Source organism: Lactobacillus gallinarum, from assembly GCF_002160635.1.
In the GTDB taxonomy this organism is placed as follows: domain Bacteria; phylum Bacillota; class Bacilli; order Lactobacillales; family Lactobacillaceae; genus Lactobacillus; species Lactobacillus gallinarum.
The window spans coordinates 1-25,690 of sequence record NZ_NFKZ01000026.1 but is presented as its reverse complement, the minus strand read 5'-3'; the positions used below and the strand labels follow the sequence as shown (position 1 = coordinate 25,690).

Annotated in this window: 32 protein-coding genes and 3 pseudogenes; 8 read left to right on the top strand and 27 right to left on the bottom strand. The window is 35.1% G+C overall.

Annotated features, from left to right (window positions below; translation table 11 throughout):
• Positions 1 to 214: 214 nt before the first annotated feature.
• The 4 genes from B5E95_RS08155 to B5E95_RS08140 all read right to left on the bottom strand — a co-directional run bounded on the left by B5E95_RS08155 (position 215) and on the right by B5E95_RS08140 (position 2,191).
• Positions 215 to 625 carry a VOC family protein gene (locus B5E95_RS08155; RefSeq protein WP_241146343.1) on the bottom strand — a complete coding sequence of 137 codons (411 nt, stop codon included), beginning with the start codon at positions 623 to 625 and terminating at the stop codon, positions 215 to 217.
• 29 nt (positions 626 to 654) lie between these two features.
• A complete protein-coding gene (locus B5E95_RS08150; RefSeq protein ID WP_087236178.1) occupies positions 655 to 1,023 on the bottom strand; it encodes an ASCH domain-containing protein in 369 nt (122 codons plus the stop codon).
• Complete coding sequence (msrA, locus tag B5E95_RS08145; RefSeq protein WP_087236176.1) at positions 1,023 to 1,592, bottom strand: peptide-methionine (S)-S-oxide reductase MsrA; 570 nt, start codon at positions 1,590 to 1,592, stop codon at positions 1,023 to 1,025. The genes B5E95_RS08150 and msrA overlap by 1 nt, the downstream gene beginning before the upstream one ends.
• A gap of 161 nt (positions 1,593 to 1,753) precedes the next feature.
• A complete protein-coding gene (locus B5E95_RS08140) occupies positions 1,754 to 2,191 on the bottom strand; it encodes a hypothetical protein (RefSeq protein WP_087236174.1) in 438 nt (145 codons plus the stop codon).
• A 157-nt stretch (positions 2,192 to 2,348) separates the two neighbouring features.
• Between B5E95_RS08140 and B5E95_RS08135 the strand changes: the two genes are divergently transcribed.
• Positions 2,349 to 3,920 (top strand): SH3-like domain-containing protein, encoded by a 1,572-nt coding sequence (locus tag B5E95_RS08135; protein WP_241146342.1) that lies wholly within the window; start codon positions 2,349 to 2,351, stop codon positions 3,918 to 3,920.
• 46 nt (positions 3,921 to 3,966) lie between these two features.
• On the opposite strand, the pseudogene B5E95_RS08130 reads toward B5E95_RS08135, so the two are convergent.
• Positions 3,967 to 4,446, bottom strand: a pseudogene (locus B5E95_RS08130) (alpha-amylase family glycosyl hydrolase); the annotation flags it as partial.
• Between the two features lie 159 nt (positions 4,447 to 4,605).
• On the opposite strand from B5E95_RS08130, the gene B5E95_RS08125 reads away from it, so the two are divergent.
• Complete coding sequence (locus tag B5E95_RS08125) at positions 4,606 to 4,875, top strand: hypothetical protein (protein WP_025006189.1); 270 nt, start codon at positions 4,606 to 4,608, stop codon at positions 4,873 to 4,875.
• A 51-nt stretch (positions 4,876 to 4,926) separates the two neighbouring features.
• Here the strand turns inward: B5E95_RS08125 and B5E95_RS08120 are convergent, their stop codons facing one another.
• Both B5E95_RS08120 and B5E95_RS08115 read right to left on the bottom strand, forming a co-directional pair.
• Positions 4,927 to 7,431, bottom strand: coding sequence for an excinuclease ABC subunit UvrA (locus B5E95_RS08120; RefSeq protein WP_087236169.1), 2,505 nt, complete (start codon positions 7,429 to 7,431; stop codon positions 4,927 to 4,929).
• A 28-nt stretch (positions 7,432 to 7,459) separates the two neighbouring features.
• Positions 7,460 to 7,837 carry a pyridoxamine 5'-phosphate oxidase family protein gene (locus tag B5E95_RS08115; RefSeq protein WP_241146341.1) on the bottom strand — a complete coding sequence of 126 codons (378 nt, stop codon included), beginning with the start codon at positions 7,835 to 7,837 and terminating at the stop codon, positions 7,460 to 7,462.
• Between B5E95_RS08115 and B5E95_RS08110 the strand changes: the two genes are divergently transcribed.
• The gene (locus B5E95_RS08110) at positions 7,820 to 7,915 is read left to right on the top strand and encodes a toxin-antitoxin system HicB family antitoxin (RefSeq protein ID WP_081776577.1); all 96 of its coding nucleotides are present in this window, start codon (positions 7,820 to 7,822) and stop codon (positions 7,913 to 7,915) included. The genes B5E95_RS08115 and B5E95_RS08110 overlap by 18 nt on opposite strands.
• A gap of 53 nt (positions 7,916 to 7,968) precedes the next feature.
• Here B5E95_RS08110 and B5E95_RS08105 read toward each other — a convergent pair whose 3' ends face one another.
• The 10 genes from B5E95_RS08105 to B5E95_RS08050 all read right to left on the bottom strand — a co-directional run bounded on the left by B5E95_RS08105 (position 7,969) and on the right by B5E95_RS08050 (position 14,058).
• The gene (locus tag B5E95_RS08105) at positions 7,969 to 8,247 is read right to left on the bottom strand and encodes a hypothetical protein (protein ID WP_087176888.1); all 279 of its coding nucleotides are present in this window, start codon (positions 8,245 to 8,247) and stop codon (positions 7,969 to 7,971) included.
• A 130-nt stretch (positions 8,248 to 8,377) separates the two neighbouring features.
• On the bottom strand, positions 8,378 to 8,680 hold the full coding sequence (locus B5E95_RS10980; RefSeq protein ID WP_236697322.1) for a DUF5067 domain-containing protein: 303 nt from the start codon (positions 8,678 to 8,680) through the stop codon (positions 8,378 to 8,380).
• A 277-nt stretch (positions 8,681 to 8,957) separates the two neighbouring features.
• Positions 8,958 to 9,317 carry a DUF6176 family protein gene (locus B5E95_RS08095; RefSeq protein WP_087236165.1) on the bottom strand — a complete coding sequence of 120 codons (360 nt, stop codon included), beginning with the start codon at positions 9,315 to 9,317 and terminating at the stop codon, positions 8,958 to 8,960.
• A gap of 214 nt (positions 9,318 to 9,531) precedes the next feature.
• Positions 9,532 to 10,353: a phosphotransferase gene (locus B5E95_RS08085; RefSeq protein ID WP_013641896.1), complete on the bottom strand. Its 822-nt coding sequence runs from the start codon at positions 10,351 to 10,353 to the stop codon at positions 9,532 to 9,534.
• 21 nt (positions 10,354 to 10,374) lie between these two features.
• The gene (locus B5E95_RS08080) at positions 10,375 to 10,656 is read right to left on the bottom strand and encodes a hypothetical protein (RefSeq protein WP_087176694.1); all 282 of its coding nucleotides are present in this window, start codon (positions 10,654 to 10,656) and stop codon (positions 10,375 to 10,377) included.
• A 10-nt stretch (positions 10,657 to 10,666) separates the two neighbouring features.
• Entirely contained in the window at positions 10,667 to 11,428 is a 762-nt protein-coding gene (locus B5E95_RS08075) for a nucleoside phosphorylase (protein ID WP_087236163.1), read from the bottom strand.
• Between the two features lie 66 nt (positions 11,429 to 11,494).
• Positions 11,495 to 12,118 carry an NUDIX hydrolase N-terminal domain-containing protein gene (locus B5E95_RS08070; protein ID WP_013641893.1) on the bottom strand — a complete coding sequence of 208 codons (624 nt, stop codon included), beginning with the start codon at positions 12,116 to 12,118 and terminating at the stop codon, positions 11,495 to 11,497.
• A 2-nt stretch (positions 12,119 to 12,120) separates the two neighbouring features.
• Complete coding sequence (locus B5E95_RS08065) at positions 12,121 to 12,882, bottom strand: nucleoside phosphorylase (protein ID WP_087236161.1); 762 nt, start codon at positions 12,880 to 12,882, stop codon at positions 12,121 to 12,123.
• Positions 12,883 to 12,897: 15 nt separating this feature from the next.
• Positions 12,898 to 13,317 (bottom strand): cytidine deaminase family protein, encoded by a 420-nt coding sequence (locus B5E95_RS08060; RefSeq protein WP_087236159.1) that lies wholly within the window; start codon positions 13,315 to 13,317, stop codon positions 12,898 to 12,900.
• 264 nt (positions 13,318 to 13,581) lie between these two features.
• A complete protein-coding gene (locus B5E95_RS08050; protein ID WP_087236155.1) occupies positions 13,582 to 14,058 on the bottom strand; it encodes a GNAT family N-acetyltransferase in 477 nt (158 codons plus the stop codon).
• Between the two features lie 90 nt (positions 14,059 to 14,148).
• Here B5E95_RS08050 and B5E95_RS08045 point away from each other — a divergent pair, with 90 nt between their 5' ends.
• Entirely contained in the window at positions 14,149 to 14,565 is a 417-nt protein-coding gene (locus B5E95_RS08045) for a hypothetical protein (RefSeq protein WP_087236153.1), read from the top strand.
• Between the two features lie 47 nt (positions 14,566 to 14,612).
• Here B5E95_RS08045 and B5E95_RS08040 read toward each other — a convergent pair whose 3' ends face one another.
• Positions 14,613 to 16,220: an ABC transporter ATP-binding protein gene (locus tag B5E95_RS08040; RefSeq protein ID WP_087236151.1), complete on the bottom strand. Its 1,608-nt coding sequence runs from the start codon at positions 16,218 to 16,220 to the stop codon at positions 14,613 to 14,615.
• Between the two features lie 89 nt (positions 16,221 to 16,309).
• Entirely contained in the window at positions 16,310 to 17,119 is an 810-nt protein-coding gene (locus B5E95_RS08035; RefSeq protein ID WP_087236149.1) for a helix-turn-helix domain-containing protein, read from the bottom strand.
• 115 nt (positions 17,120 to 17,234) lie between these two features.
• On the opposite strand from B5E95_RS08035, the gene B5E95_RS10975 reads away from it, so the two are divergent.
• The 4 genes from B5E95_RS10975 (at position 17,235) to B5E95_RS08025 (ending at position 19,062) form a co-directional block, all read left to right on the top strand.
• Positions 17,235 to 17,456 (top strand): hypothetical protein, encoded by a 222-nt coding sequence (locus B5E95_RS10975; RefSeq protein WP_223903052.1) that lies wholly within the window; start codon positions 17,235 to 17,237, stop codon positions 17,454 to 17,456.
• Positions 17,390 to 17,878, top strand: a complete 489-nt coding sequence (locus B5E95_RS10970) for an MFS transporter (RefSeq protein WP_338034543.1) — start codon at positions 17,390 to 17,392, stop codon at positions 17,876 to 17,878. The genes B5E95_RS10975 and B5E95_RS10970 overlap by 67 nt, the downstream gene beginning before the upstream one ends.
• 33 nt (positions 17,879 to 17,911) lie before the next feature.
• Complete coding sequence (locus tag B5E95_RS11090; protein WP_338034542.1) at positions 17,912 to 18,415, top strand: MFS transporter; 504 nt, start codon at positions 17,912 to 17,914, stop codon at positions 18,413 to 18,415.
• A gap of 65 nt (positions 18,416 to 18,480) precedes the next feature.
• Positions 18,481 to 19,062 (top strand): hypothetical protein, encoded by a 582-nt coding sequence (locus B5E95_RS08025; protein ID WP_087236148.1) that lies wholly within the window; start codon positions 18,481 to 18,483, stop codon positions 19,060 to 19,062.
• A gap of 129 nt (positions 19,063 to 19,191) precedes the next feature.
• Here B5E95_RS08025 and B5E95_RS08020 read toward each other — a convergent pair.
• The 8 genes and pseudogenes from B5E95_RS08020 to B5E95_RS07990 all read right to left on the bottom strand — a co-directional run.
• Positions 19,192 to 19,904, bottom strand: a pseudogene (locus B5E95_RS08020) (Fic family protein).
• A 136-nt stretch (positions 19,905 to 20,040) separates the two neighbouring features.
• Positions 20,041 to 20,490, bottom strand: coding sequence for a hypothetical protein (locus tag B5E95_RS08015; RefSeq protein ID WP_241146340.1), 450 nt, complete (start codon positions 20,488 to 20,490; stop codon positions 20,041 to 20,043).
• Between the two features lie 8 nt (positions 20,491 to 20,498).
• Positions 20,499 to 20,780, bottom strand: coding sequence for a hypothetical protein (locus tag B5E95_RS10545; RefSeq protein WP_143437572.1), 282 nt, complete (start codon positions 20,778 to 20,780; stop codon positions 20,499 to 20,501).
• Between the two features lie 389 nt (positions 20,781 to 21,169).
• Positions 21,170 to 21,547, bottom strand: a complete 378-nt coding sequence (locus B5E95_RS08010) for a DUF1304 domain-containing protein (protein ID WP_087236144.1) — start codon at positions 21,545 to 21,547, stop codon at positions 21,170 to 21,172.
• Between the two features lie 12 nt (positions 21,548 to 21,559).
• Positions 21,560 to 22,300 carry a DUF4097 family beta strand repeat-containing protein gene (locus B5E95_RS08005; RefSeq protein ID WP_087236180.1) on the bottom strand — a complete coding sequence of 247 codons (741 nt, stop codon included), beginning with the start codon at positions 22,298 to 22,300 and terminating at the stop codon, positions 21,560 to 21,562.
• A gap of 5 nt (positions 22,301 to 22,305) precedes the next feature.
• Positions 22,306 to 23,889 carry an ATP-binding cassette domain-containing protein gene (locus B5E95_RS08000; RefSeq protein ID WP_087236142.1) on the bottom strand — a complete coding sequence of 528 codons (1,584 nt, stop codon included), beginning with the start codon at positions 23,887 to 23,889 and terminating at the stop codon, positions 22,306 to 22,308.
• A pseudogene (locus B5E95_RS07995) lies at positions 23,879 to 25,282 on the bottom strand (ATP-binding cassette domain-containing protein); the annotation flags it as partial. The pseudogene B5E95_RS07995 and the gene B5E95_RS08000, both read right to left, overlap by 11 nt.
• Positions 25,283 to 25,462: 180 nt before the next feature.
• Positions 25,463 to 25,690: zinc ribbon domain-containing protein (locus B5E95_RS07990; RefSeq protein WP_143437570.1), on the bottom strand; the 228-nt coding region annotated here is incomplete at its 5' end.

The following is a 25,690-nucleotide window of genomic DNA, read 5'->3' as shown; positions in this document are numbered from 1 at the left end:
GCTAGAATTTGAATTGGTCATGAAGATCTTCCTTTCTTGATTTTTCGTCACTTCAAGTTTAGGTCTTCATGGCCTTTTTGTTTAACACTTAGTGTTGCACTTCAATTTTAAATCCGGGATTTGATTTAAGACAGAAAAAAGCTGATATCCTAATTCACAGAACAAAGTTTTATCAGCTTTTTTCATTTTTTAATATTAAAAAACAAACCTTTTCTCAATGTTTAGCACTAGCTATATAGTAATCATTCATAAGAACAGACTTCGACCAAGTTTCCATCTGGATCCCTAGTATAGCAGAAGTCATTTTTCCATGTGCACCATGCTTCTCTACTGGGCCCGAAATAATCTCTTGATTATTTGATTTATACTTAGCTATCACATTTTTAATAGGTTGATCAGTTTGAAGACAAAAATCAAAAACTCTCGTTTCCAATTGTTTAGCCACAATTGCGTTAACCCCATTAGTCTTTTTTCTCAGTCGAATTAATTGATCACCACATTGAAGAGAAACGAAGCCATTTTGTTCATCAACAATAGGCAATCCTAGAATTTCATGATAAAAATTCTTAGATTTATTTAAATCAGTCACAGTAATTACAAAATGATCCAAAGCAATAATTGTCATATTTTTACTGCTTTACATAAGTTATATTATTAAACGTGTTTATTTTTGGAACGATAAATCAATGGAATAACTTGTTTTTCAAATTCTGAGCTCTTAATTGGAATAATTATATCATCATCAACATTAAAAAGCTTAAGCTGTCCTTTTACTTTAATCGGATCAATCAAATTCTTAAGTTTAATGTACCAATAATAGCATTGATCGACATCATTCCAGTCTATTCGATACAGATCCATCACGCAAAGTGCATATCCTGGTGCAGAATTCGGCACTCTTTTTGCCGTAGAGCACATCAAAATTGGTCCACGATAATTAGTTTTCCACGTGCGATATTCTATTTTCTTGGTGCCGTTAATCATCTGCATGATATAGTCACCACGCACAGACAAGGCTTTCATTATTTGTCCCAGTGCTCTTTGATAAATTTTTCTCGGCCACCTGCTTCTTCCATTGCATAACGAAGTGGGTCTTTTTTATAGAAATCTTGGTGATATTCTTCTGCTGGATAAAATGGTTGAGCTGGTTCAATTTGCGTTACAATCGGATCATCGAACTTGCCGCTTTCGGCTAATTCTTGTTTGGACTTCTCCGCAGCTTCCTTCTGTGCTGGTGAGTTATAGTAAATTACGGGACGATATTGATCGCCGCGATCTTGGAACTGCCCCATTGCATCCGTGGGATCAGTAACCTGCCAATAATATTGAAGCAACTTTTGATAAGGCATTTTTTCAGGATCGAAAGTAATTTCAACGGCTTCTGTATGCCCAGTTTTACCCGTGCAGACTTCTTCGTAAGTTGGATTGGCAACATGACCACCAGTATACCCACTAACTACCTTTTCTATTCCGGGCAGCTTATCAAATGGACTCACCATGCACCAAAAGCATCCCCCAGCAAAGATTGCCGTGTCTAATGCGCCTTTAAGCTTGGTATCAGTGATTTTCGTTTGTTCGTTATTCTCCGTCATTCTCTCATAACCTCCTAAATTCCGTGAAGTTTTCGGTTTTTTTCGGTTTTCACTCTTAAACCGAATTATAAACTAGATTATAATAATTTTTCATAATTTTTTAAAATAAAATGCAAAAAGCCACCCAAGAAGGTCTTTCATCCTTCTAAATGGCTTTTTTACTACATATCTTTTGCAGATTTCGTCAAATCATTCTTATCTGAAATCCAAGTAAACAATGGCAAATCAATATGACCATTTTCGTCAATTGAATTCATTACTTTTTCCATAAAGAATTCCTGCCAATGCTTATCTGGTTGTACACCGGGATGACCTAATTGAGGAACTAGCCATCCTTCACTCAATGGCTTGATTGGATTAAGACCTACTACCATCCCAATAGTATAGTTTGAAAAATCAAAACTGCCTTCGACTACTTTCCATTTAGGATTTTTCATTAATTCAGGTTGCAATTTATTTAACATTTCAGGCGGAATTTTACCCTCAGTAATTGCCATTCTGCCCTTAATTGGGCCATTTTTCTTTTCAAATTCTTGCAAAGTGCCTTGCATAAATAATTTTTGCCCCAATTGATCAAATTTCTTCTCTTCTTTTAACATAGTTAATTAATCAACTTCCTTTAATATGCTTAAGCTTTATTATACAGAATTTTATCAATGAAAAAAGCTTTCAAGATTCAATTAAACCTCTTAATCTTACATCTATAATCTAAATAGTTTAGTCACGCCCTTAGATTTAGTAGATAATATAAATATCATGAAAAAGTTTTTATATTTTATAATTTTACCGATATTAATTTTATTCATTCTATATTTTTATTTACCTTTAAAAATTAATCCGTTAAAAAACGGATCTATCGTGTTAAAACCTGCACCAGTAACTACTTACACTAATGTTCAAACTAAATTGGCTGGACCCCATGATTTTCCAATTTATCGCAATATTTCTAAAGACGGTGGTATCAATGCTTTCACTTCTACCAAGGATTTCAGGAACGGTTTGCTTCAATCTCTTAAATCAGCGCAAACCAAGCAAGGGCGTTTTTATCAATTAATAGTCAACGGTAGACAAATTGGTTGGGTTAATGAAAAATTCTTTTTACGTAGCAAACTACTTGCGGCAAAGCATGTATCTTTAACTCGTAATCCCTATTCCTCTTTCCCAGTGAGGGATGCAATTTCTTATATTGCAGACAAGCACGGCACTTTAATCGATCCTAAAAAAGTATTTGCATCCCAAAATTTTTTAAATTCTACAACTCCTGGGAAATTTACAATTAAATTAAAATACCATCATTTAAAAACAACAATCAACGTTCATGTTAGACCTAATTTAAACGAAGGCATTACTGTCGCAAACAGAACCGCTATTGCTGGACCTTCTTTAGTAAAAACGTTCTCTGGTAGTTCTAAATCTTCTTCTCCAAATTGGAATCCCGAAAATAATTATCAGCCTGAAACCGAAATTAATAGATATTATGATAATAAGCATAATTTGATGATAACCCAATTTTACCAACCTCGTTTTCATTCATTAACGCCCCAACCTACTCCTCTTAATCAAATAGGAGTTATTCCTCAAGGGATCAGCCTTAAACAAAATCAATTAACTGTTTCATATTTCAGTGAACCTAACGTTGAATGGGGACATCTAGTTACTTATAATCTCAATCATTTGTCCGATCCACTTAAATCACAAAATTTACTTACTATGAAGTGGCGAGAATTTAAAAACACATCACGCAATATTGCAGTATCTCCATATATGAAGCTGGGGCACGGACAATCTATCGGCATGACTAAAAAATATATTTATGTACTGGCTAGCAGCAACAAAGAAACTAATCCCGATAAATCCGAAGAAATTTTTCAAATTTCTAGAAAAAACTACCAAATTAACCATCTTTGGACTATAAAAGTATGGAATCGTTCTAGCTATTATCCACGCTATTTTCATAACGCTTGCTTTATTAATAGTCACTTAATGTACGCTACTTTTCATAATGCCAGCAAAGGATTATATGAATACTGGAAATTAAGTCGAAACGGAAATACATGGATGCCAACAGAAATCGGAACAACTCAATCTGATTTTGTAAAAAACAATTCACCTCTACAAAGCTTTACCTCTAGTCGTTCTAAGTTTTACCTAGCTTTTAACGATAATTTATTCATAATTACCCATCCAGGAAAACTCATACAACACTACCAATTTCATACCTTGCGCGAAACCGAAGGGATAGCTGTAGAAAATGATCGCCCTTATATTGAATTAGCACGCAGACCCGAATTGCTACAAATAAAAAATCAACAAAATAAAAAGAATTGATAATCACAAATTAACTATGATTATCAATTCTTTTTTATTATCTTATCTAAATCACAACTGCTAAAGCCTCATACGGCTTTAAGATGATCTCTTGTTTAAATTGGTTACTGTTATGTTCATAATTGCTAATTAAAACTTGATAGTTCTTATTAACATATTCTTTAGGTAATTTAGCCTGACATTCCTTGCCATAGAAGTTAGTAAAGACTACTAATTTTTTATCACTGTTATCTAAGAAGCGTTCATATGCAAAAACTTGTGGATGATCCTTCAAGAACATCTTAATATGCCCATAAGAAATTAACTTTTCATTCTTACGCAACTTAATTAGTTTTTGATAATAGTCAAAAATTTCGCCACTTGCTAGTTCTTTCTCTACATTAACTTGATTTTGATCAGTTGGCATCAGCCATGGCTTTACATCACTAAAGCCAGCATATTGACTATCATCCCAATGCATTGGCACACGTGAATTATCTCTTGCCTTGGTCTTAATGATTTTTAAAGCTTTCTTTTCTATTTGTCCTCCATCAATGTTATATATATTATAACCAATCATACACAAAAACGAGTCTGCAAAGGACACGTTTTTAATTTTCCATTCAAATTCTTTCCAATAATCAGCTATTTACTATACAGACAATTTCTTTGCTACAATAATAAAGATCCATGAGGAGTGATTTTTATGTTATATCCATACGCTGAATTCCCAGGCGAATTATCAATTACGTATTCTCAAATAATTCCCGATCCATCCCAAAAAGACGGTATTAAAATTTATGTACATTTTGAAAAACCAACCGATTATGGCTTCAAGGAAGCCCGCTACACTCTTCCTGACTATAAGGAAGTTTATAATTATAACTTTACTTATTCAGAAACAAAGAACAACATAGAAATCCTTAAAAGAAATGCACCATTAATTATGGAATGTGCTAAAGAAGAAAAACAGTAAATCCATTCTCTCTACACAAAAGCGAGTCCCAAAAAAGACCCGTTTTTTTATCTATTCAAATTGTTTCCAATAATCAGCTAAATACTGTGTAGTCAAACTGTCAGGATTCTTAACCAATTCTCGCGGCATCCCTTCAGCCACGATTCTACCACCAGCTTTACCGCCGCGTGGTCCAAGATCCAAAATATAATCACTGCTTACAATCAAATTCAAATCATGTGTGATCGTGATAATGGTTGCACCTTGATCAAGCAATTTTTGCATCACGGTTACCAAAACCTTCACATCTAAGGGATGCAAACCGATCGTTGGTTCATCGAAGACAAATAAAGTATCATCTTGCTTATGACTCAAGTGAGTTACTAGCTTCAACCTCTGGGCTTCACCACCAGATAAGGTTGGTGTACTTTCACCTAAATGCAGGTAATCCAACCCTACTTCTTTGAGTAACTTTAATTCACGTTCGATCTTTGGTACCTTTTTAAACACAGGCAAGGCTTCATTAATATCCAAATTAAGCATATCAACAATCGACATCTCATGCCACTTAACTTGCTGAATTCTCGGATTGTAACGTTCACCATGACAAGTTGGACATGTCTGCTGCATATCTGGTAAAAATTGAATATCTAATGTAACAATTCCAGTTCCACCACAAGTAGGACATGCACCTTCTTTATTGTTATAGGAGAAGTAACTTGGCGTGTAATGCTTTTCTTTTGCTAACGGCTGACGAGCAAAAAGCTTACGCAAATTATCCATGATTGAAGTATAAGTAGCAACCGTTGAACGGGTACTCTTGCCAATCGGTGTCGCATCAACACTAACTACATTATGGACAGGTGAAACGAATTTCTTAATTTGTTTCGGTAACTTTTCACCCTTAGCTTGTGCCTCAATAGCCGGAACTAAAGAATCTAAAATCAAACTGGTCTTACCCGCTCCAGAAAAGCCAGTTACTGCAGTAATTTGATTAATCGGAATTCCTGCTTTAATATCATGCAAGTTGAAATAATGCTCCACTTCAAATTTGATTTGATCAGGGTTAATCTTATCAGTCGTTTTTCTTGCCATTAAATCAGCTGTTCCATTTAAGTATGGAGCAATCAAAGACTTTTTATTGTTTTCAAGTTCTTGCGGTGTCCCTTGAGCTAAAATTTGCCCACCCTGGTCACCAGATCCTGGTCCGATTTCGATAATCTCATCGGCTGCCTTAATAATGTCGGCATTGTGATCAACTACGACCAATGAATTGCCTTGTGCAACAAGTTTACGTAAAACTTTAATCAAACCATCGACATTAGCCGGATGAAGACCGATAGAAGGTTCGTCTAATACATAAAGAACACCGGTGGTTTCTGTTCTCAGAGTCCGAGCCAATTGGATTCTCTGTAACTCACCAGTTGAAAGCGTATTTCCGGCACGTGCCATGGCTAAGTAGTCCAACCCTAAATCAAGTAGCGGCTGCAAATTATTGATGAATTCTTTAATCAATGAAGAAGCCATCTGATGCATTTCTTCTGGTAACTTAGCTAAAACTTCCTTACTCCAAGCTGGCAAGTCACCCAATTGCATATGTTCGACTTCATCAATATTTTTACCATTAACCAACTGCTTAAGTAGCTCAGGACGAAGTCTAGTACCATGACAGACTGGACAAGTTGAATAAGTAAAGAATTCCGCAATTCTTTTTTGTGCTCGTTCACTCTTGCTACTCTTTGCTGAACGCAGGACTGCCTGGTGCGCATTTTCATAAAGAGCATTGAAGTCGTGAAAAACTCGACCAGTACCGGATAAGAAGTCCATCTTGTATTTCTTTTCTGGACCGTTCAAGACAAAGTCTTTTTCTTTTTTAGTTAAATCCTTAAATGGAACATTAATGCGCACTCCTGCATGCTGGGCAACGCTTGGCATAAAATTACGTCCTGGCAATGACCACGAAGCAACCGCGCCGTCTTCGATGGACAGATTTTCATCAGCAATCAACTTATTTTCATCAAGTTGACGCACCTTCCCTGTACCGCCGCATTCAGTACATGCTCCATCTGAATTGAAGGCGAACTCTTCTGCACTTGGAACATAAAACTTAACACCACAGGTTTGGCAGGTAATCCGTCCCATTTCTTCGCCAGGCTTGGACATTGCTTCGGCAATTGCTAGACTCGGTGCGACTCTATGACCGTTGGGACAAACAGGCGAACCAAGCCGTGAAAAAATCAAACGCAAAACATTAAAGGTCTCAGTTGTTGTACCAACGGTTGCTCTTTCATTTGGAACGCTGGGGCGCTGACGTAAAGCCAGCGCTGAAGGGATATGCTTAACTGAAGTTACATCAGCCCGCGCACCTTGCTTGATTCTTCGCCGCATATATGTAGAAAGCGCATCAAGATAACGACGCGATCCTTCTTCATAAAGAATTCCCATGGCTAGGGATGACTTTCCAGAACCAGATAAGCCTGAAATAGCGACGAATTTATGGAGTGGAATATTGACATCAATATTCTTTAAGTTGTGAACTTTTGCTCCTCTAACTTCAATTTGACTTGGTAATGCCATATTGTTCCTTTCTATTTAATAATGTTTTTTAAAAATTAAAATGCTTCTGAAAAACCGGTTTTTGCCTTAAATCGTAAACTGAACCATCAATCGGCGTAATCGCAAAGGGACGCAATGTACTTCTACTTGATCTTGAATCAGCCGAATCAATCTCGACCATTTCAGGATGTACTTGATAGATTTGATCCATGTATGAATCATCAACTTCCTCTACTTTACCATTGACAGTTACAGCTACTGAATTCATTGTTTCTGTTCCTTTTAAGCCAGTAATTGAAATAAAGGGATGCTTTTTTAATCTATTATAGAATGCACCATTTACAATAGTCGAAAAGATTAAACGATTTTGTTTATCAACTAATTCAATATCAGCCGCATTACTGCGAGGATGCCCAAATCCCTGCATGAACATCTAGCCGAAGAAGCAGATGAAGAAAATGTATCTCTTAACTCATATATTGTTAGTAAACTTGCTCAAAGTTAATACAATCAAAAAATAAAGGTTGATCAAATTTCATCAAGAGTTGATCAACCTTTTTACCTAAACAATAAATACCAAATTGCATTAAAAGCCATACCGCCTAATGCCCACAGAACACAGGTCTTCGCGCGGAATTTATTGCGCTTAGCAATTGCGAAATAAATAGCCATGATAAAACCAATGAATGGAAACAAAAATGCCCAGAAAGCATCCCAATTTCCACCTTGATTTTGCGGTCTAGATTCTGGATAACGGCGATTGCGATATTTATCAAAGTAATAAACAATAAACCCAGCTCCGATTAGAGCTACTAAAATGATTAAACCTTCACGCATGATATTCTCTCCTATTTGTTCTGACCGTTACATCCAAAATAAAGGAAATTCCGATTTTTTGCAAATATTAGACAATGAGGAATCAAAGAAAAAAGCATTTATCGCGACAATCGATAAATGCTTTTTTAATTTATTTTACTTTAAAGTAGCGACGAGCAGTAATTTGATTATAGCCTTTTTGAAATTCTACTTTGACCTTACTGCGGTTTTCTAAGGTGAATATAATTACGCCATTTTTAATAGTCTTATGTGGTTTCAAATTATGTTCCATCTTACCTAAGCCCTTAATCAATGAGGATGAATTAGTCGCACCAGTAGTTAATTCCTGCCATTTTCCATGAACTTTTTGATAAGCGTTAACGCCAGAATAGTTCATCAACATGTCACTCTTAACTGTCCTTTTACCATGGTTAGTAACATTTACCCAAAGCACTAAGATTTTCTTACTTGCTTCTTCTTAATGTGAAAAGTGAGTGAACCACTTTTGACAGTCTTCGAAGCCGCCTGCACAGTCTGAGGTTGAGAAACGACTGGAGCAACGGTCCCTACCGAAGCGGTAAGGCTAATGCAGCGGCACCGAATTTGATAAATTTTTTCATAATAAAACCTCCGTTATGTTTTTAAAAATTCTATCCACGTTTCATCATATCAAAGACTTACATTATACGGCAAGTGCGTGTTCTGAGCATTCTGTTTATTTTCTGGAGATGTTATTTATCATTTTTGATAATTTTCATCACGCTTGGTGCAATTAAGCTTTGTTCCAAAACTAAATCAACTGGCTTATAGTCAGGATCAATACATTCATCCCAATATTCAAGGTGCTTTTTGTCGATATAACTCTCTGACTCTTCGACCGCACTACCATTTTCGCCCTGTACTGAATACCAATAAAAGTATGTATAACCATCCTCATTTTCATCTTTAAAGACAGTCTCAACGTACATCTTTTCACCAGACATCGTGGCTACGGTATCTTCATGATGGCTATTCAAAAAATTCATCCATTCTTGTGCTTTTATTTCTTTACCTTTTTTAATTCGAAACCGTGTTAATTCGACTTGTGTCATTTTATCCTTCTATCTTTTTACCATTGATATATTTTCGCTTGGCATTAATCGCCATCTTCTTAACAACATCTTCACCTAAGTCACTACCCAGCATTTCAGAAATTCCTAAGAGAAAAATCGCTACATCAGTAAAGCAAAAAGTTGATTTTTCTTATTTTCTAGAACTACTTTTTGTAATTTCTACGTATCAATTTTCTGAAATTATCAACCTATCTTAAAGCCCATCCCTCAATGTCTCAAGCATTTTCTCACCAATCTGTTTAAACGGAAGATCCTCAATTTTTTCAGTATAATTAAAAATTCCGATCGCAGTTGTAAATATCAAATATTGTTTTGTTAAATCTGATAACTCATAATCTGAATTTTTATTCGAATATCCTCTTAAAAAAGCAGCAATCAAATCCAAATTCAATTTAAAGTCTTGATAAAACAACTTTATAAAATCTTGGTAAACAGGACCAAGTCTAGCCTTTTCAAAATCAATCAATACCAGCTTATCATTTACGTATTTATAATTTCTGATTCCAACATCCCCATGTAAAACAAATTTAGATTTAGTTAAAAGTTCATCTTGTATTTCTTTTTTATGATGCTCGAATTTTTTAGCTTCTGTTAATAATTGTCGCTTATAAGTGGAAGCATTAAAAGTATTAATTTCTGTTAAATAACCATCAAACTGATCTTTTACAATTTTAATTTTAGAAAATGGTTTTATTCTAGTATGAAAATCGCCTAAAACTTGCCCCATTTTAAAAGCTATGTCTGAAGTAATATTTTCATCTATGTCCTTAGGGCTAGTATCTTTTAGCACCAAGATATATTTTTGATCTAATGAAAGGGCAGCTAAAACACGATCATTTAGTTGCTCTGTTACCTTTTTCTCAGTGTACCAACCTTGTTTTTTGGCAAATTGTTTTACAAAGACTTTCTGTTGAAATAAATTACTATAACCAATAAATGTTCTATTGAGAGACTTATGAGAAATTGGTTTTAATTCGCCTTGCAAGTAGTTATTCAACTTTTTCTCAATTGTCATCTTATCCTTCTATCTTTTTAATTAAATATATTGCGTCGATCTTTCCTGAAAACTCTCGTCAAAATCAATCACGGTAATTTGATAATCTGTAATTTTATTGGGATCTTCTTCATATCCGTAACCGACATTAAATTGTGCAGCCATTTGACCAAGTAAATTCAAAATATCTATAAAATCTTCAAATTTGTACATATAAATCGTGTAACCATTTTGACACTCTTCAATTTTGCCATGATAGTTTGAATTAAGAGATATTGAAAGCTTATACCATTTCAAAAATCTCTTTTTCTTCTCAGCATTCATTATTTATCACTTAAATCCTACTTATAATCTCCGACCCGATATTCAAACCTGCACCATATGAACTTCTGCCCCAACCGCGACGATCATAATTATCCATATCTGCCAAAGTGTCCCCAGTAAATAAAATCTGCGCAAATTCAATACTTCTAAATTGTGCACATGCTGCTAATGCTGCACATTCCATCTCGACTGTGGCTGCTCCTAATTCTTTAAAATACGTAACTTTCTTTGAGGTTTCTCTAAAAAAGCCATCTGTAGTCCAAGTGACTATTTCATCATAGTTATATCCTAAATCTTTTATTTTAGTCTCAATTTCTGATAGAAAATTTGATTGCAAATCTACAAACTGGCCCGGTTCTTTATAATGAAAAGACATCCCCTCATCACGAATCGCTTTAACAGGAATAAACATTGCATTTTCAGGCAACCTCTTCAATGCTCCAGCATTACCAAACGCCAAAACTTTTCTAACACCATAGGCAATTAACCAATCTAGTAGCTTAACAGCAGCAGGTGCTCCCAATGGAGCTTGACATAAGGTGAATTTTTGATTATTAATTTCCACCTCATAAACTTGAGGTCTAAAAGAAATAGTTTTAAATTTACCTAGAACTTTATGAGGATGTTGTTCCAAAAAAGAATTAACCTCATCCTCTGGAACAAAAGCATATAGAAGTCTCGAGTGGAATTTATAAGGTAATTTCTCAAAAGTTGGCTCAAGCACTGCATGTTGGTCATTATCAAAATCTAAAATAAATGGTTTTTCACTCATCTCTATTCCTCCAAATCATAACCACCATTTTAACTACGCGGAATAACTCTTCTCCGTTTTTTATGACTAATCACACTCAACTTGAAAACCAGGATCTTTATATGCCTTAAAACAAGCCTCAATTTCATCAAGCGAATTTCTATCTGTACTCAAATTTTCTGGTAATTGATCATAAGCAAAATACTTACGAGTAGTTGTCTCAATATTTTTCTTGAATTCACCACCGAGTGGTTTACAAAGAAAGAAAACGTGAACGACATTGTATGGGTAAATGGCCTCACTATGCTTATTTTGATCATAGATTCCGATAACTCTTTCAACTTCAATATCGAGTCCAGACTCTTCTTTGGCTTCCTTAATACAGTTTTCTTTAACAGACATATTAACTTCACACCAACCACCTGGAAGAGACCAGCTACCATCATTTTCTTGAACTAGAAGAATTTTATTATCCTTAAAAATGGCGGCTCGTGTCCCAAGCTTGGGAGTTTGATAACCAATTTCATTACAAAACAGATCTTTAACTTTCTGTATTGGCAAGTCAGATTTATACGCCATTATCTCCGCAGAAATATCGCGAATTTCTTGATAGCGTTCTAAATCAAAGTTATCTTTTCCGTAAGTTAGCCCAGCCTGTGCCAAGCTTTGCAATCTTTTCGCCCACTCAATTAATAAATCTTTATCTTCCATAGTTACACCCTACTTAAAATCTGTGAACAAATCTTCAATCCAGCACTGTGAGAATCGCTACCCCAATCACGTTCATCATAATTTTCAATATCTGCAAGCGTATCCGCAGTAAACAAAATTTGCGCAAAATCGACATTTCTAAATTGGGCACAGGCCGCCATTCCGGCGCACTCCATTTCAACTGTCGCAGCACCTAGTTCTCGAAATTGCTTAACTCTATCAGGAGTTTCTCTAAAGAAACCATCAGTCGTCCAAGTAGTTATTTCATCGCAGTCTAATTTCATGTCTGTAATTATTTTTTCGATCTCATTAAGGTAATCAGACTTCATATCAATGAATTGTCCTGGCTCTTGGTAGTAAAAAGAAGTCCCTTCTCCTCTAATAGCCCTGACTGGTAAAAACATCTCATTCTCTGGTAAATCGATTAATGCCCCCGCATTGCCAAAAGCTAATACTTGTTTTACTCCATACGCAATTAGCCAATCTAATAATTGAGTTGCAGCCGGAGCTCCCAGTGGTGCCTGACATAGTGTTAATTTTTCATTATTTATTTCAATTTCATAGATATCTGGTTGAAAAGAAACAGAATCAAAGCTACCTAAAATTTTATGCGGCACTTGTTTTAAGAAGCTATCGATATCTTCCTTGGGTACAAATGCATACACTAATTTTCCATGAAACTTAAATGGGAATTGATCATGGTTAGGTTCAATAACTGCATGCTCATTACTATCAAAATCTAAAATAAAAGGTTTCTCACTCATACCTATCCCTCCAAATCATAACCACCATTCCGGTGTTAATTCACCTAATGTCATTACTTTATTGTTCTTATAATCCATCATTACTTCAATATCCTGATAATCTTTTTCCATCATTTGAACCATGAATTCGCGGCAGGCACCACATGGCGCACCATTTTTACCATCAGACATAAGCGCCAATACACGTGAGATTTTAGTTTCACCATTAGTAATCATATTAAAAAGCGCATTTCTTTCAGCGCATACGCCTAAAGTACAGGCTGTGTCAACACACACTCCGGTATAAATCTTCCCCGATTTTGACAATACTGCAGCGGCCACACCACCGGCTTCCATATGATCGGATATTTCATGGAAGCCCTGTACTTTTTTGGCTGCTTGAAACATCTTCTGCCAAGTAGAGTCAGGAGCTAATCTATTTTTAACGTCTTTCATTCTCTTCTCCTTTAGTAAAAAATGCTTTAACCTTTACATAAATTGCAATCCAAATAACTAAACTTAGTAGCCAGAACCAGGAATTATTGGTTATCGTCAACGAGACTCCATTATTTACCATCAAGTTCATTTTTATACCAAAAATTAGCTCAATAGTATGTAATCGCACGTGCGTCCACAATGAAAAAACAAAGTACAGCATAATGCAAGTGCACCAAATTCCTACTGCTTTAAAAATATTTTTTACAATTGTATTCATCTTAATTATTCCAATTCCATCGTGTCCTCAGAAAAAACGATTGGAAATTCATCAGACCATTTCTCAGTCCTTGTTTCGGTTACCTTAAAGCCAAATTTCTGATACAAATTCTTGGCGCGTTCATTATCAGCAAACACGGCTAATCTTACTGGTCGCGGCAGCTTCGCCAGAGCGGTCTTCATCAATGCGGAACCAATGCCTTTTCCCTGCATCCCTGGCAAAACATACAAGAAATCTAAACGGCGTCGTCCAAGACCGACAAATCCAACTACTTGCTCATCTTTTTCAGCAACGTAAATATCACAGGACAAAAAATACTTGAGATATGGTGCATCTTTTAACGAAATAAAAACTTGTTCCATCCCTTCTGCTTCAAGTTCCTGCATTCGTCCTTCATCCATGACTTTAGCAAGTTCATCAAAGTCTTCTGCTTTATATTTTCTAATCATGACTTCTGTCAAAACCAAATGCACCTCTTTCATTAATTTATTATAAGAAATAGATTGTTTTTTTTAATTCTATCATATATAATTTTAATCAACATACTAAATTGTTGAAATGAGGAAATCGAGATGAGAAAAGCAACTAAGTTTATTCAGCTACTTCTGATAGTTTTAACTTTACTAGTTGGTTCATTTTGTGCTACGACAGCGTGGATGGCCTTCAATAATGGTGATCAAAAAGTTATGTTTGTCGCACTAATTTGTGCATTAATCTGCTTTGTTGGCGCTATTGCTTACTTAAAAATGATTCTAAGTCCAGCCAAAGAAGAAACTGAGGAAGATCATCAGATAAAAGTTTCTGCAGCATATCAAACTCTTTCAATTTTAGATCACGTGACTATTGGCGCAAGTATTATTTCAATAATTGTGTCTACTTACTTAAAAAATTCTAATTCCACCAGTTCTCAATATGCATTAATTGTCTCTTTAACGCTTCTTGCAGTTTGGCTGTTAGGCAGTATAATCAACATCATTTGTTTATTTTGATCTCCGGAGAGATAAAGAAAAGCCGCTAACAGCGGCTTTTTTTACACTTAAATCTCGATGATCTGATTAAATTCCTCCTGATTTTCCTTATGAAGCTGGTGACTAACAAAAATTACTGTTACGTCTTTCAATCTTAAAAAGCTGTCTTCTACTTTAAGGGCACTAGCCTTATCCAAATTGCTTGTACTTTCATCTAGAAGAAATACTTGGCGATTTCTTAACAAACCTCTAGCTAGAGCTAATCTTTGCTTTTGCCCACCGGATAAATTCGTTCCATTTTCACTTACTTTAGTTTCGAGTCCATTAGGTAATTTTTGTACAAAACTCCATAAATCTGCTTTCTTTAGAGCTTCCTTGAGTTGATCAATAGTAAAGATTTCACCTAAGCATAAATTGTAGCGAATAGTATCATTGAATAAATAAGGAGTTTGATTGACATAGAGTAGATATTTACGAATAGCAGAATAACTCAGGTCTCTCTCTTCAACCTGATTTAACTTCAAACTGCCAGAATAATTAGGAATTTGTCCTGAGATAATCTTCATAAAAGTACTTTTTCCACTACCTGACTCTCCATAGATACCAATTTTCTGTCCAGCAGTGATGGTAAAAGTCAATGGTTGTCTAAAAACCTTCTTTTGATCAAATTGCATTTGTAAATCTGTTACTTCTAAAGAAGAAAAATATTCATCTAGTAATTCTTTTCCTTGCTTTTTAATTTCATGCTGATCATCTAAATGATATTTAGCAAAAACAGGATTTAGGGATGTCATCTCAGTCCAAATAGGAGCTATTACTGCTAATGAGTTAAAAACGTTATAAGAAAGATTACCTGAAGAAGCTATAACTCCAATTGAGATGACGTGGGTAAATGCTAAAAACCCTGTCCAAGCCTGAATTCCTAATTGTCCGAAAATGTTTGATAAACCTGCAATGTTATTGGCAATCGCTTGATATCTCGCTTGTTTAACCTTTTTCTTAATCACAACCTCGACAGCAGATAAAATTCGGCTTTCTAACTGCCTCTCAACACCAAAGATAGAAAATGTAGTGAAGCCACGTAAGGCATCTGTAATTCTATTAAGCAGATGTTCATTTGCTTTAGTTGTCAAAAGACTGGCTCTTGCTAGTTTTTGATGAATAAATTGCGGCAAAACTACGGTCAACAATGATGCTATTAAAACCAACGGAATAAAGGTCCACGAAAATTTAACTAGAGCTATTAAAGAAAATAATGGATCAGTAATAATTTGAATTGCTTGCAACAGATTAGAGAATCCATTTGCTTCAATTGTATTCATATCATTTGTCAGCCAGGAAGCATACACACCGGTATCAGCCTTGCTATACTCTTGTATTGTTTTTCTTGATAGCCTTTTAATAATATCTCTTCTTAAGTCTCGACTAAGATACTGAACTGCCTTCACTCTTTGGATCTCCAGCACAATCAGAAAAACTGAAAGAATGGTAAAAACACCTACATCACAAGCAACCCACTGGAAAAATGATTGCATTCTTAAGGCAATTAACTCATTAAAAATCTGTACATTAATCAGAGCATGAACAACTCGCAAAGCTGAAGCAATGATAGTCAAGATCACTACTTGTACGACAATTTTAGGTTCTCTTTTCAAATATCTAACTAAGTATTTCATCTTTTTCACCTCTGTGAATATTATTGATTCCAGAAATGAAAAAGACTTTCAATTGTAGTAATCGAAAGTCTATTGTCGTATACGCATATTTAAAGCTGAGGCAAATTCTTAACGAAATCTTCCCAACCGGCATTTTTTAAGACAGCAAAGATTTGTCTACTAGTCTGTGAATCATGACTGAAAATGGCTTCATAATAATTAGCCAAGATTTTTATTAGCAATACTTGCTTACTTGCGGGAATTTTCTTTAAATAAAGTAGAGGTCTACTAATTAATTCTTTCTGATCGAATTCATAACAAATATCTAAGTAATTGACACAAATAGCTCCAATTATTTCCTGCAGATTAACCGCTAATTTATCGGGTTCAGGATATTTTCCTAGAATGCTATTAATCAAGAAAGACAACTCATCTAGATCATAAACACGCATGGTTTCGCGAAAAATCTGTAAAGCCTTGGCATCCCATTCATTATATTGAAAAACAAAATTCTTTAAGTTCTTTATTAAGTCCTTCGGAATCTTATCAGCCTTGACTAAATAAACTTCAAGAGTCAAATGTAATTGTAATAAATAATATTCTTTCTGCCTTGAATCAGGTAGAGAAAGAATTTTCTTTTTTAAGCTTATTAATCGATTCTTATCTTCATGTTGGTAAGCTTGATTAATCTCTTGCAAATAATCTTCTTGCATAAGATTATTCGATTTCAAATGTCCAAAAAATTCTGTGTAATTAATATTGTTAGCATTTAGAATTGCCAACAGCTCATCTGCTCCAATATCATGGACTCCTCTTTCTACTTTAGAATAAAAGGACGGTGAAACAATACCTGCTGCCATCTCGGTTTGAGTTAATCCTAAGGCTTTTCTCGTATCTTTTAACGCTTGTCCAATAGTCATTCAATTCACCTCTACTTATGCTTATATACATAATATTACTTAATAAAATTTTAATAATCAATCAATTTTATGGTATGTTACACTCAATACATATATCTAATTGGAGTTGTTGTGAATGTTAGAAAAGAAAATTTACCTATTATCTCGAGCCACCATGCTTTTATCCAATTCTCTCTTTGGCATGATCATCATCTGGTGGCTGCAAACCCAAACCGGCAAATCATCTTTAGTCGGCTTGACTAACGCGATTTTCTCAATTACCGCTGCCTTATCAATTTTTACGGTCCAATTATTGATAAGCATTCCTTCAAGAGAACCAGTCAAACATCCCTATTAGTTCAAACTATCTTGTTATTCCTTTTAACGGCAGTGATGTTCTGGCTGAGTCATGACATAGTACTAACGATTTTAATTTCAGCTGTTCTTTCCATGTGCGATGAATTCTTCAGTCCGGCCGATCGTGCAATCCTTAAAGAAAGCGTCCCTTCTAAAAAAGATTTAAACAGCTTAATTTCAAAGTTGAGTATGATTGATCAAGTTGTGAATATCGCTGGTACTGCCCTTTCAGGTGTTTTATTGAGTCTTTTAATCACTGGCCAATCGATGCTGGTTTGTAGCTGCTTAAGTCTGATTAGTATCTTCTTCCTGTACATTGCGTTAAGAAAAATTCCATCGACTAAACCTCAAGCAAACGATACTGATGATAAAACTAATAACTATCGCGCAAAAGTGTTCAGCGGCTTAAAGTATATTCGCTAAAATAGGTTTCTTAAATACTACTTTTGGTCATGTATCTGCTATTCCTTAGTTTCACCAGCGTTAATTATTCTCTTACCTAAACTAGCCGATAAGCTTGGCTCTGCTGGACTTTATAGTACATTCTATCTTTGCTTTGTTGGTGACTTTATTTTAGGAGCGCTCATCTCGGGCAAACTAACTCCTAAAGCTAAGACGATCTCCTACACCTGGATGCTTAGTACCATTCCTTTATTAAGGATAATCTTCTTCCTGTCTAATTGGCTTGCATTAAGTGTGCTCATCGCCTTGTTTGGTTTTCTAACTAGTTTTCAAAATATTCTGTCAGAATCAATGATTCAGATTACTACGGAAGATGCATATTTAGGACGTGTGCTAACCACGATTCGCACTAGTACTTCAATTGGTGGTCCAATCAGCTCCGTAGTTGCTGGGATCATGCTTGACCATTCAGGTGACCAAATTTTGATTATTCTCTGCGCGATATTCGTCCTCATTGGTGGAATCAACATGCTATTTGCAAAAGAAGCGGCAAATTAATCCGCTCTTTTCTTTTACACCAAATTGCCTTATAATGAGACCATATTTAATGAAAGAGAAAGAATATGAAGAAGTCTATTATTTTAACTAGCATTTTTGCAGCATTACTTTTGACGGGATGCAATAAGCAAACAGCAAAATCAAATTTAAGTTCACAATCATCAAGTAGTTCAAAAATTGTACGTCATGAGACTAAATCATCTAGTGAAGCTCCTCGCATTAATATTCATAAAAAATATAAGGGCTTTAAACTTGCGACTGTACCTAGCCAGTACCGTGGTACCTGGTATCGCGGCGATCCTTATTCTAAAAGGGCTAGAAAACTCGTGATTACTGAGCACACGGTTAACGGCGATGTCACTTATCAAAAAGTTGATCCAAATTTAAAATTGAATCGTCACTCTGAAAAACAAAATAAAAAATACTCTGGCAATATTGTTCTAATTGATACTCAAGGTAATTCGTTAAAAGTGCGCGGCTTCTTGGATCTGGCGAGCTTAGATTATCAACCTGGTCAATTTAAGAACCATGATTGTCTCTTCTTAAGCTACGGGACCGATCCTAGTGTCGTCAACGGTGCGATTTTCAAAGATAAAAGTGTTGCGCTTAAGTATAGAAAGTATGATTTCACTAAGGTAAAGAAATAGTAAACTATTTTACCAATAAACGGCTGGACAAATCATTTAATTTCTTTAGCTATTTCACGATACTAATAAATAAAAGGTCTCTTAGAAAGTTAATGTCTTTCTGGGAGACCTTTATATTTGCTATACATTTTATTCGTAGTCTTCAGAATTAATATTAGGTTTCGGTAAATTTTGCTTATGATCAAAAGTCACACCTTGAATCCCATTCACATAAGTCCAATCCTTAAGTGTCTTCATGTCGCCGGACAAATAATATTTACTGATCAAATCATTCCAAACATCCCACTTATCCAATGGTACGTTAATCAATCCTGCACCATGATCTATCATCAACTTATTCGCTACTAATATCGCCGTTCTTTTATTTCCATCCCCAAAAAGTTGATTGCGCATATTATGATACATTAACGTCATTGCTTTATCTGTAATAGAAGTATCTTTTTGTATCAAATTATTAAAAAAATCCACTTCAGATTGATAATCTAATTCTTGAGGCTTCCATTCACCTTTATCATTACCAAGTTCTACACCTGTTCTAAAACTGCCTGGATCCAGAGAATCATACCTTGCAATTAACAGATTAATATTCTGCTCAATTTTTAACGATAGTGCCTTATCTTCCCTAATAACATACTGCCAGCCTCGTTTTAATTGAACAATTACGTTCGAATCATCAATAGATACACCAGCTGCACTCATACCATCAATAATCGTTTGCGTTTGCGGCAAGGTAGTATTTACCCCCCTTCAAAACGTGAATTTGTAAAAACTAATCTAACTAAATTCTTTTTTGCGAAACATCTATTTTGTTCTTTGATTAAGTGAAATTTATCAGGATACATCAATAACTCCTTGTTTTTATTCTCTTTAATTATATTCTACTAAAAAGAAAACGACGCACCCAATAACAACAAACTAAAAATTACGAATTTAAAAAGCATCAAAAGTTAGAATTTTCTAACCTTTAATGCTTTTTTACTATGACTTTTCAATCGCATAAGCAATTACCCATATTACTACTATGAAGATAATTGCAATTAGCCACGCAGCTGAAGAAAATTGCCCGCCTACTAAAATCATCAGACCAATTGCCACAGCATAGATACCGGCTAATGCCATTTTTGCTCGCTGATATTTTCCCTTTAAAGTATTTTTATACTTCTTTAGTATTTCAGACATAATCGTATAAATGACTATTGCGGTATAGATAAAGGCACTACTGAATGCCATCTCTTTTCTATAATACATTATCCAAAGGATAACCATTAATAGAAACATGAAAACATAGCCTAAGATATTCAATACTTTTTCTAACTTAGCTAACTTTTTCTTCTTGGCATAGCTAGCTAAAAGTGCGACGGCTACCAACACAACAATAACCGGCAAAAACCACTGTCCACCGGTTAAAACACTCGTTAAGAACATCATCTCACCCCTTAAATATTGAATAAGACACCAACAATTGAAAATAGTATCAATACCCAAACGAAACTTATAATCAGACCTAATGCAAAAGCCAACCATTTTTTCATTCTCTTTTGTAAAATTACATAGGTCAAAATTAATACAGCAGTCTGAGGCACAGCGGCCAAGAAATTAGTTAGCGATTCTATCCGCAAAGCACTAATTGCAACAAACGCCAGACTAGTAATGAATGAGATAATCGCCATTCGCTTAACGCTAATATCTTCTACAAATTCAAAAACCAGAAATGCCACAATGAATCCTCCACCAATGTAGGCAGATTTAAAACCATGAAGAGACAAATTCATCAATGAATTGTGCAAACTAAATCCATTTTTAGCAAAATACAATAACCCTGTAATTACAATCCCTAGTAAACTGCACCAAAAATATTTCTTTGCTAAGCCACGATTATTTTTAACTAAAAATCAAAACGCGATGACAAAACCAATTACTGGAATAACTAAACTCGCCACTATCAAGACATCTTGTATATATTCTTTTTTGCTTAAATCTTCATTCATTTTCCCACCAGATTCCCTATATTTTTCTAAAATTATACACTCATAAGATGAATAAACAATAAAAAGTCGTATTTGAATCAAAGAAAAAATCAAATACGACTTTTAGTAAAAATATTCAGTTAAATCAAAAACAAGAATGCAATTAAAGCAGGAAGCAACTGCACCAACCAAATCTTTTTAGTTGCAGTAAAACCACCAAAGATGGCCACAACCATGATCATCCCCAACAGTAACTGCCAAACTTTAATCACTGTACCAAATGGGAAAACAAAGTAACTCAAGATTAACAATAATCCCAGCATCCCATTATAAATACCTTGATTAGCCATCGAAACACGAGCTTCTTTTTGCTTAACAAAATTTTCACTCATATCAAAGGCCTTGGCTTGCTGAGCTGGTTTACCAAATATTTCTAATAGACAAATTCCAATATGTTCAATTCCGACAATAAAAACTAGCGCGATCTCAATCATCAAAAAAGTTGCTGCTGTTTCCATACTCTCTCCTATCTATTTGACAATGTTGTCACCCGACACTGCGCTCATTTTTAAATGGCTACCATTAGTTTCTTTACCAATTTGCGCATGAGTAGCTTTCCCTCCAAAAATAGTGTTATCACCACTCAATGTTGTCAGGTCACATTGGTCAACTTCAACATTTTCTATTAGATTATCCCCTGAAACAGTTGTAACTGCAAGACTTTTCGTGATTTGACTATTCTTTAAAAGAAAACTACCACTAGTCAGATCCGCATTACCAGAATCGACTTTCAGTTGATCTAATTTTGCATCCCCTGAAACAATGGACAACGACAACTTTGCGACCTTCAATCTATCAATCTTCAAATCACCACTAGCAGAGCTAAATTCCAATTCATCTAAATTAACATCTTGTATTCTCGTATCTCCGCTAGCTAGGCCAATATATGCTTCACGTAATTGGTGATCTTTTGGAACAGTAATTTTTACTTTACCTACATCACTGCTTGTCACTACTTCTATTTTGAACAAGCCTTTCTGCCAGAATTTACCATTCTTACGATCAGTTTCAGGCTGCTTAAGTCGCAGCTGCTGCTCATTTTGTATTACTACTGGCTGTTTGTCTTCTGGGCCATGATAGTGAACCTCAAAATGATCCCCAGATTCAATTGCTAAATTTATATCCGCAAAATCTACTTGCAGTTCCTCAAATGCCTCATTAGTTAAGATCTTATCTACTTTTTCAATTTTATCGTTTTTACTAGAAAACATCTTCATCACTCCTTAACTAAGTGAATCTCACGATCAAACAACTGCCGCATGCCCTCATTAAAATTATGCGCAATAAAGACAATCGTAGCTTTTTCTTTGACCAACTTTTGTAAAATATTCATCGTTGCCTTTTGATCAATTGCGCTGGTTCCCTCATCGATCAAGATGATGTCGGCATCGTGAATTTTAGCTCTGGCTAGCACGATCTTTTGTCTTTGACCACCAGAGATATTTAAATTATCCAAATTCAGTTTTTCGTTAACGCCGTCTTTGAACTTGGCAATGTCGGGTGCAAAATTAACTTCATCAATGACCTGGGCAACTTTTTGATCTAAATGATCGTTAAACATCGTAATGTTGTCTTTAATAGTCCCAGGGAAAAGGTTAGGATCTTGCGGAATATAACCGATTTTAGTCATATCTGGGTTGACCACGTTGCCTTTTTTATCTTTAAATTCAACTTTTCCCTTACTTGGCTTAATTGAACCTAAAATCAGCTTGAACAAAGTGGACTTACCAGCACCAGAATCCCCTGTTAGCAGGATCTTTTCATCTTGATTGATTTTTAAATCAGGGAAACGCAAGCTTTCGCCATTGGGAAAATCGAGGGCTAAATCATGTGTCGCAATCGTTGCGGGTGCAGCTGTAGTATGCTTTTTCTCTACATTAATTTCAAAAGTGTCTGCACTAATATTATTCATCAAATTATGTGAAGATTTCATATAACTGATTGCCTGCAACATTTGCCGTAAACCAATCGAAATATTAGCTGCAAAATTTTGCACAGACATAATTGCACCGAAGATAATCAATCCCTTAGTGATCAAAGAAGCTGTCATTGCCATCAAAATTATTTGCATGACAATATTGCATACACCGTTAAGAATGATCATCTCTTGTTGTGCTGCAGTTTGCTTAACGTGAGCCTGCTCGACTTTATCAGCTGCTTGCTCTTGCACCTTAAATAATTTGATCCCGGCAAAATATCTTCTAATTTCTTCAAGTCCAGAAAACCACTGCGACAAGGTATTCAAGTACATCTTATTTTGTTTGGATAAATTATCGGTTGCCCGTTCCATCTTTTTCTGGACTAATTTCGGTACATAGTAAGCAAAAATATCTAAGATAACACTAGCAACAAATAATGACCAATGCACAGTAATTAAAGCAACTAAGGCTGCAACAAACATCGTGCCATAAAAAGGAATAATTATATACCACTCAAAATAATTATCTTTTACCAAGTTAAGATCATTAGTAATTCTGTTTTGTACATCTGCAATTGCATGATACTTTCCATCTTTGAAGTAATGATCAAAAAGTTTTTGACGCAGCTTTTGATTATATTCTTCCTCTTGAACCCTAACTTCGTATTGAATGTAATAAATCAATCCTTGTGCAAATATGTAAAAGATACCTAATATTAAAACGGTCCAAAGTACACCAGACCAATTATGATCTTTAACATAAGTCAGCCAATACATCTGAACATAACCACCGCCAATAGCGCCTACTCCAGCTAAGATGGAAAGAACATTAATGTAAATAAAACGGAAATAGTTAGTCTTAATAAATCCTTTAAAGCTCATCTGTTTCACCTGCCTGTCCATTGCTTAATACAATCTTGCGGTCAAAGGCATTTATTAATTCATTTGAAAAGTTATGAGCAATCATGACAATAGTCCGATCAGTTTTAAGCAAGTTCTTCAAAATTTTCTTAGTTGCTTCACTATCTATTGCGCTAGTTCCTTCATCAATAAAAAGCCACTTCGTTTGATAAACCAGAGCACGAGCCAAAATAATCTTTTGTTTTTGCCCTCCAGATAGATTATCTTGATCAAGGTCAACTGCTGTCTTGATTCCTGCAGGGAATTTTTCAATGTCTTTATTTAGATCAACCCACTGAACAGCTTTTTCTGCTAACTTATTCAACTTTGGATCAAACATTGTGATATTGTCTTGAATACTGCCAGGAAATAAAATCCCATCCTGAGCTACGTAGCCAATTTCATCAGAATTAATATTTAAATCTCCCTGTTCATCTACAAAAGAAATTTTGCCTTGAGTTGGCTTCAGTTTGCCCAAAATCAGCTTAAACAAAGTTGACTTTCCAGTTCCGCTGTCACCCAGCAATAAAACTTTCTCTCCCTTTTTCACTTCTAAGTCAGGATAAGTAATTTTCTCACCATTAGGAAAATGCAAACTCAAATTTTCAATTTTTAATTCAGCAATATTTTGATCACCGTGTTGATTTTTTGCAATTTGTACAGGCTTCTCCATCGCTGATATTTTTTGATTAAGTTCTTTAGTTGATTTGATTAAATTCCACTCTGAAACTAAATATGTAATCCCGTTCATCACAGTTGAGCTAAATGCAATCGTCGTCATCACAGCACCAAAAACAATTTGTCCTTGGAAATAGAGATAACCACACAAGAGCATCAAAATTACCTGACCAAAAGTATTAAAACCAGCACTAACTACATCCGCAATAGCTACAGTTTGTCCTTGTTTAATAGCAGCCTTTTTATACGCTGTTGTCGATTGATTTAAAGAGCTATTGAAAATATCAAAGCTAGCATATCTTCTAAGTTCATCTAGTCCATTAATCCACTTAGCAATACTATTTAATAGAGATTTGTTTTTCTCAGTAACTTGAATAGTGGCCTTCGATGTCATATTTTCAAAAAGCTTAGGCAACACTAATGAGATAATTGTCAGAATTAACGTTAAAATAGCTAAACTCCAATTAAAGTAGAATAAAATGATAATGGATAAAATCACATCCAAAGCATACATGTAGACATTTTTTAGTGGTGTCGCATAATTTTTAGTTAACTGATCAAGATTAGCATTCAAATCATTTTGAACTTTAGCTGTTTCCGTAATATTATTTTTAAAAATGAATCGACTAATTTTTATTCTAATTTTGTGCAAATAGTTTTGTGTTTGTTGACTAAATAAATAATCTGAACCAGAGAGTCAACTACCCTAGACTGAAGTCTAGGGCTTAGTGGCTCGTTAGCTTACGCTAACCAGAACACCAACTTGCTTAGATACGGACTTGACTTACCAGCAGTAATCTTTTGACTATTGCCGATAGAGGTCGTCTAATTACCAAAGCCTTTTAAGTCCGTGAGTTGCTAGCGGACTGCAGCCTTTCTAGGCTGCTTTTTTTATTTTAGGATTCTGCCACTTGCCTAATCCTTTTTCTAGAATATTCACTGCCGCATTCCAATCGCGAATATGGTGCGTTCGACAGATTGGGCACGTCCATTCCCGATCCTTAAGGGTTAATTTCTTATAGCTATTTTGTCCCATAATACTGCCACATTGATGGCATCTTTGGGTGGTGTACTTAGGATCAATTGTTAGAAATTCTTTGCCATA

What these genes read in the sequence shown, in the direction of transcription:
- B5E95_RS08120 (WP_087236169.1), bottom strand. Translation starts at nt 7,431, where the DNA reads ATGGCATTACCAAGTCAAATTGAAGTTAGAGGAGCAAAAGTTCACAAC.
- B5E95_RS08110 (WP_081776577.1), top strand. Translation starts at nt 7,820, where the DNA reads ATGCCCAAATCCCTGCATGAACATCTAGCCGAAGAAGCAGATGAAGAA.
- B5E95_RS08050 (WP_087236155.1), bottom strand. Translation starts at nt 14,058, where the DNA reads ATGAAAGAGGTGCATTTGGTTTTGACAGAAGTCATGATTAGAAAATAT.
- B5E95_RS08065 (WP_087236161.1), bottom strand. Translation starts at nt 12,882, where the DNA reads ATGAGTGAGAAACCTTTTATTTTAGATTTTGATAGTAATGAGCATGCA.
- B5E95_RS08125 (WP_025006189.1), top strand. Translation starts at nt 4,606, where the DNA reads ATGTTATATCCATACGCTGAATTCCCAGGCGAATTATCAATTACGTAT.
- B5E95_RS08045 (WP_087236153.1), top strand. Translation starts at nt 14,149, where the DNA reads ATGAGAAAAGCAACTAAGTTTATTCAGCTACTTCTGATAGTTTTAACT.
- msrA (WP_087236176.1), bottom strand. Translation starts at nt 1,592, where the DNA reads ATGACGGAGAATAACGAACAAACGAAAATCACTGATACCAAGCTTAAA.
- B5E95_RS08115 (WP_241146341.1), bottom strand. Translation starts at nt 7,837, where the DNA reads ATGCAGGGATTTGGGCATCCTCGCAGTAATGCGGCTGATATTGAATTA.
- B5E95_RS08075 (WP_087236163.1), bottom strand. Translation starts at nt 11,428, where the DNA reads ATGAGTGAAAAACCATTTATTTTAGATTTTGATAATGACCAACATGCA.
- B5E95_RS08140 (WP_087236174.1), bottom strand. Translation starts at nt 2,191, where the DNA reads ATGTTAAAAGAAGAGAAGAAATTTGATCAATTGGGGCAAAAATTATTT.
- B5E95_RS08025 (WP_087236148.1), top strand. Translation starts at nt 18,481, where the DNA reads ATGAAGAAGTCTATTATTTTAACTAGCATTTTTGCAGCATTACTTTTG.
- B5E95_RS08105 (WP_087176888.1), bottom strand. Translation starts at nt 8,247, where the DNA reads ATGCGTGAAGGTTTAATCATTTTAGTAGCTCTAATCGGAGCTGGGTTT.
- B5E95_RS08150 (WP_087236178.1), bottom strand. Translation starts at nt 1,023, where the DNA reads ATGAAAGCCTTGTCTGTGCGTGGTGACTATATCATGCAGATGATTAAC.
- B5E95_RS08010 (WP_087236144.1), bottom strand. Translation starts at nt 21,547, where the DNA reads ATGGAAACAGCAGCAACTTTTTTGATGATTGAGATCGCGCTAGTTTTT.
- B5E95_RS08085 (WP_013641896.1), bottom strand. Translation starts at nt 10,353, where the DNA reads ATGACAATTGAGAAAAAGTTGAATAACTACTTGCAAGGCGAATTAAAA.
- B5E95_RS08135 (WP_241146342.1), top strand. Translation starts at nt 2,349, where the DNA reads ATGAAAAAGTTTTTATATTTTATAATTTTACCGATATTAATTTTATTC.
- B5E95_RS10975 (WP_223903052.1), top strand. Translation starts at nt 17,235, where the DNA reads ATGTTAGAAAAGAAAATTTACCTATTATCTCGAGCCACCATGCTTTTA.
- B5E95_RS08095 (WP_087236165.1), bottom strand. Translation starts at nt 9,317, where the DNA reads ATGACACAAGTCGAATTAACACGGTTTCGAATTAAAAAAGGTAAAGAA.
- B5E95_RS08000 (WP_087236142.1), bottom strand. Translation starts at nt 23,889, where the DNA reads ATGAGCTTTAAAGGATTTATTAAGACTAACTATTTCCGTTTTATTTAC.
- B5E95_RS08035 (WP_087236149.1), bottom strand. Translation starts at nt 17,119, where the DNA reads ATGACTATTGGACAAGCGTTAAAAGATACGAGAAAAGCCTTAGGATTA.
- B5E95_RS08070 (WP_013641893.1), bottom strand. Translation starts at nt 12,118, where the DNA reads ATGGAAGATAAAGATTTATTAATTGAGTGGGCGAAAAGATTGCAAAGC.
- B5E95_RS08080 (WP_087176694.1), bottom strand. Translation starts at nt 10,656, where the DNA reads ATGAATGCTGAGAAGAAAAAGAGATTTTTGAAATGGTATAAGCTTTCA.
- B5E95_RS08155 (WP_241146343.1), bottom strand. Translation starts at nt 625, where the DNA reads ATGACAATTATTGCTTTGGATCATTTTGTAATTACTGTGACTGATTTA.
- B5E95_RS08005 (WP_087236180.1), bottom strand. Translation starts at nt 22,300, where the DNA reads ATGTTTTCTAGTAAAAACGATAAAATTGAAAAAGTAGATAAGATCTTA.
- B5E95_RS08015 (WP_241146340.1), bottom strand. Translation starts at nt 20,490, where the DNA reads ATGATGTTCTTAACGAGTGTTTTAACCGGTGGACAGTGGTTTTTGCCG.
- B5E95_RS08060 (WP_087236159.1), bottom strand. Translation starts at nt 13,317, where the DNA reads ATGAAAGACGTTAAAAATAGATTAGCTCCTGACTCTACTTGGCAGAAG.
- B5E95_RS08040 (WP_087236151.1), bottom strand. Translation starts at nt 16,220, where the DNA reads ATGAAATACTTAGTTAGATATTTGAAAAGAGAACCTAAAATTGTCGTA.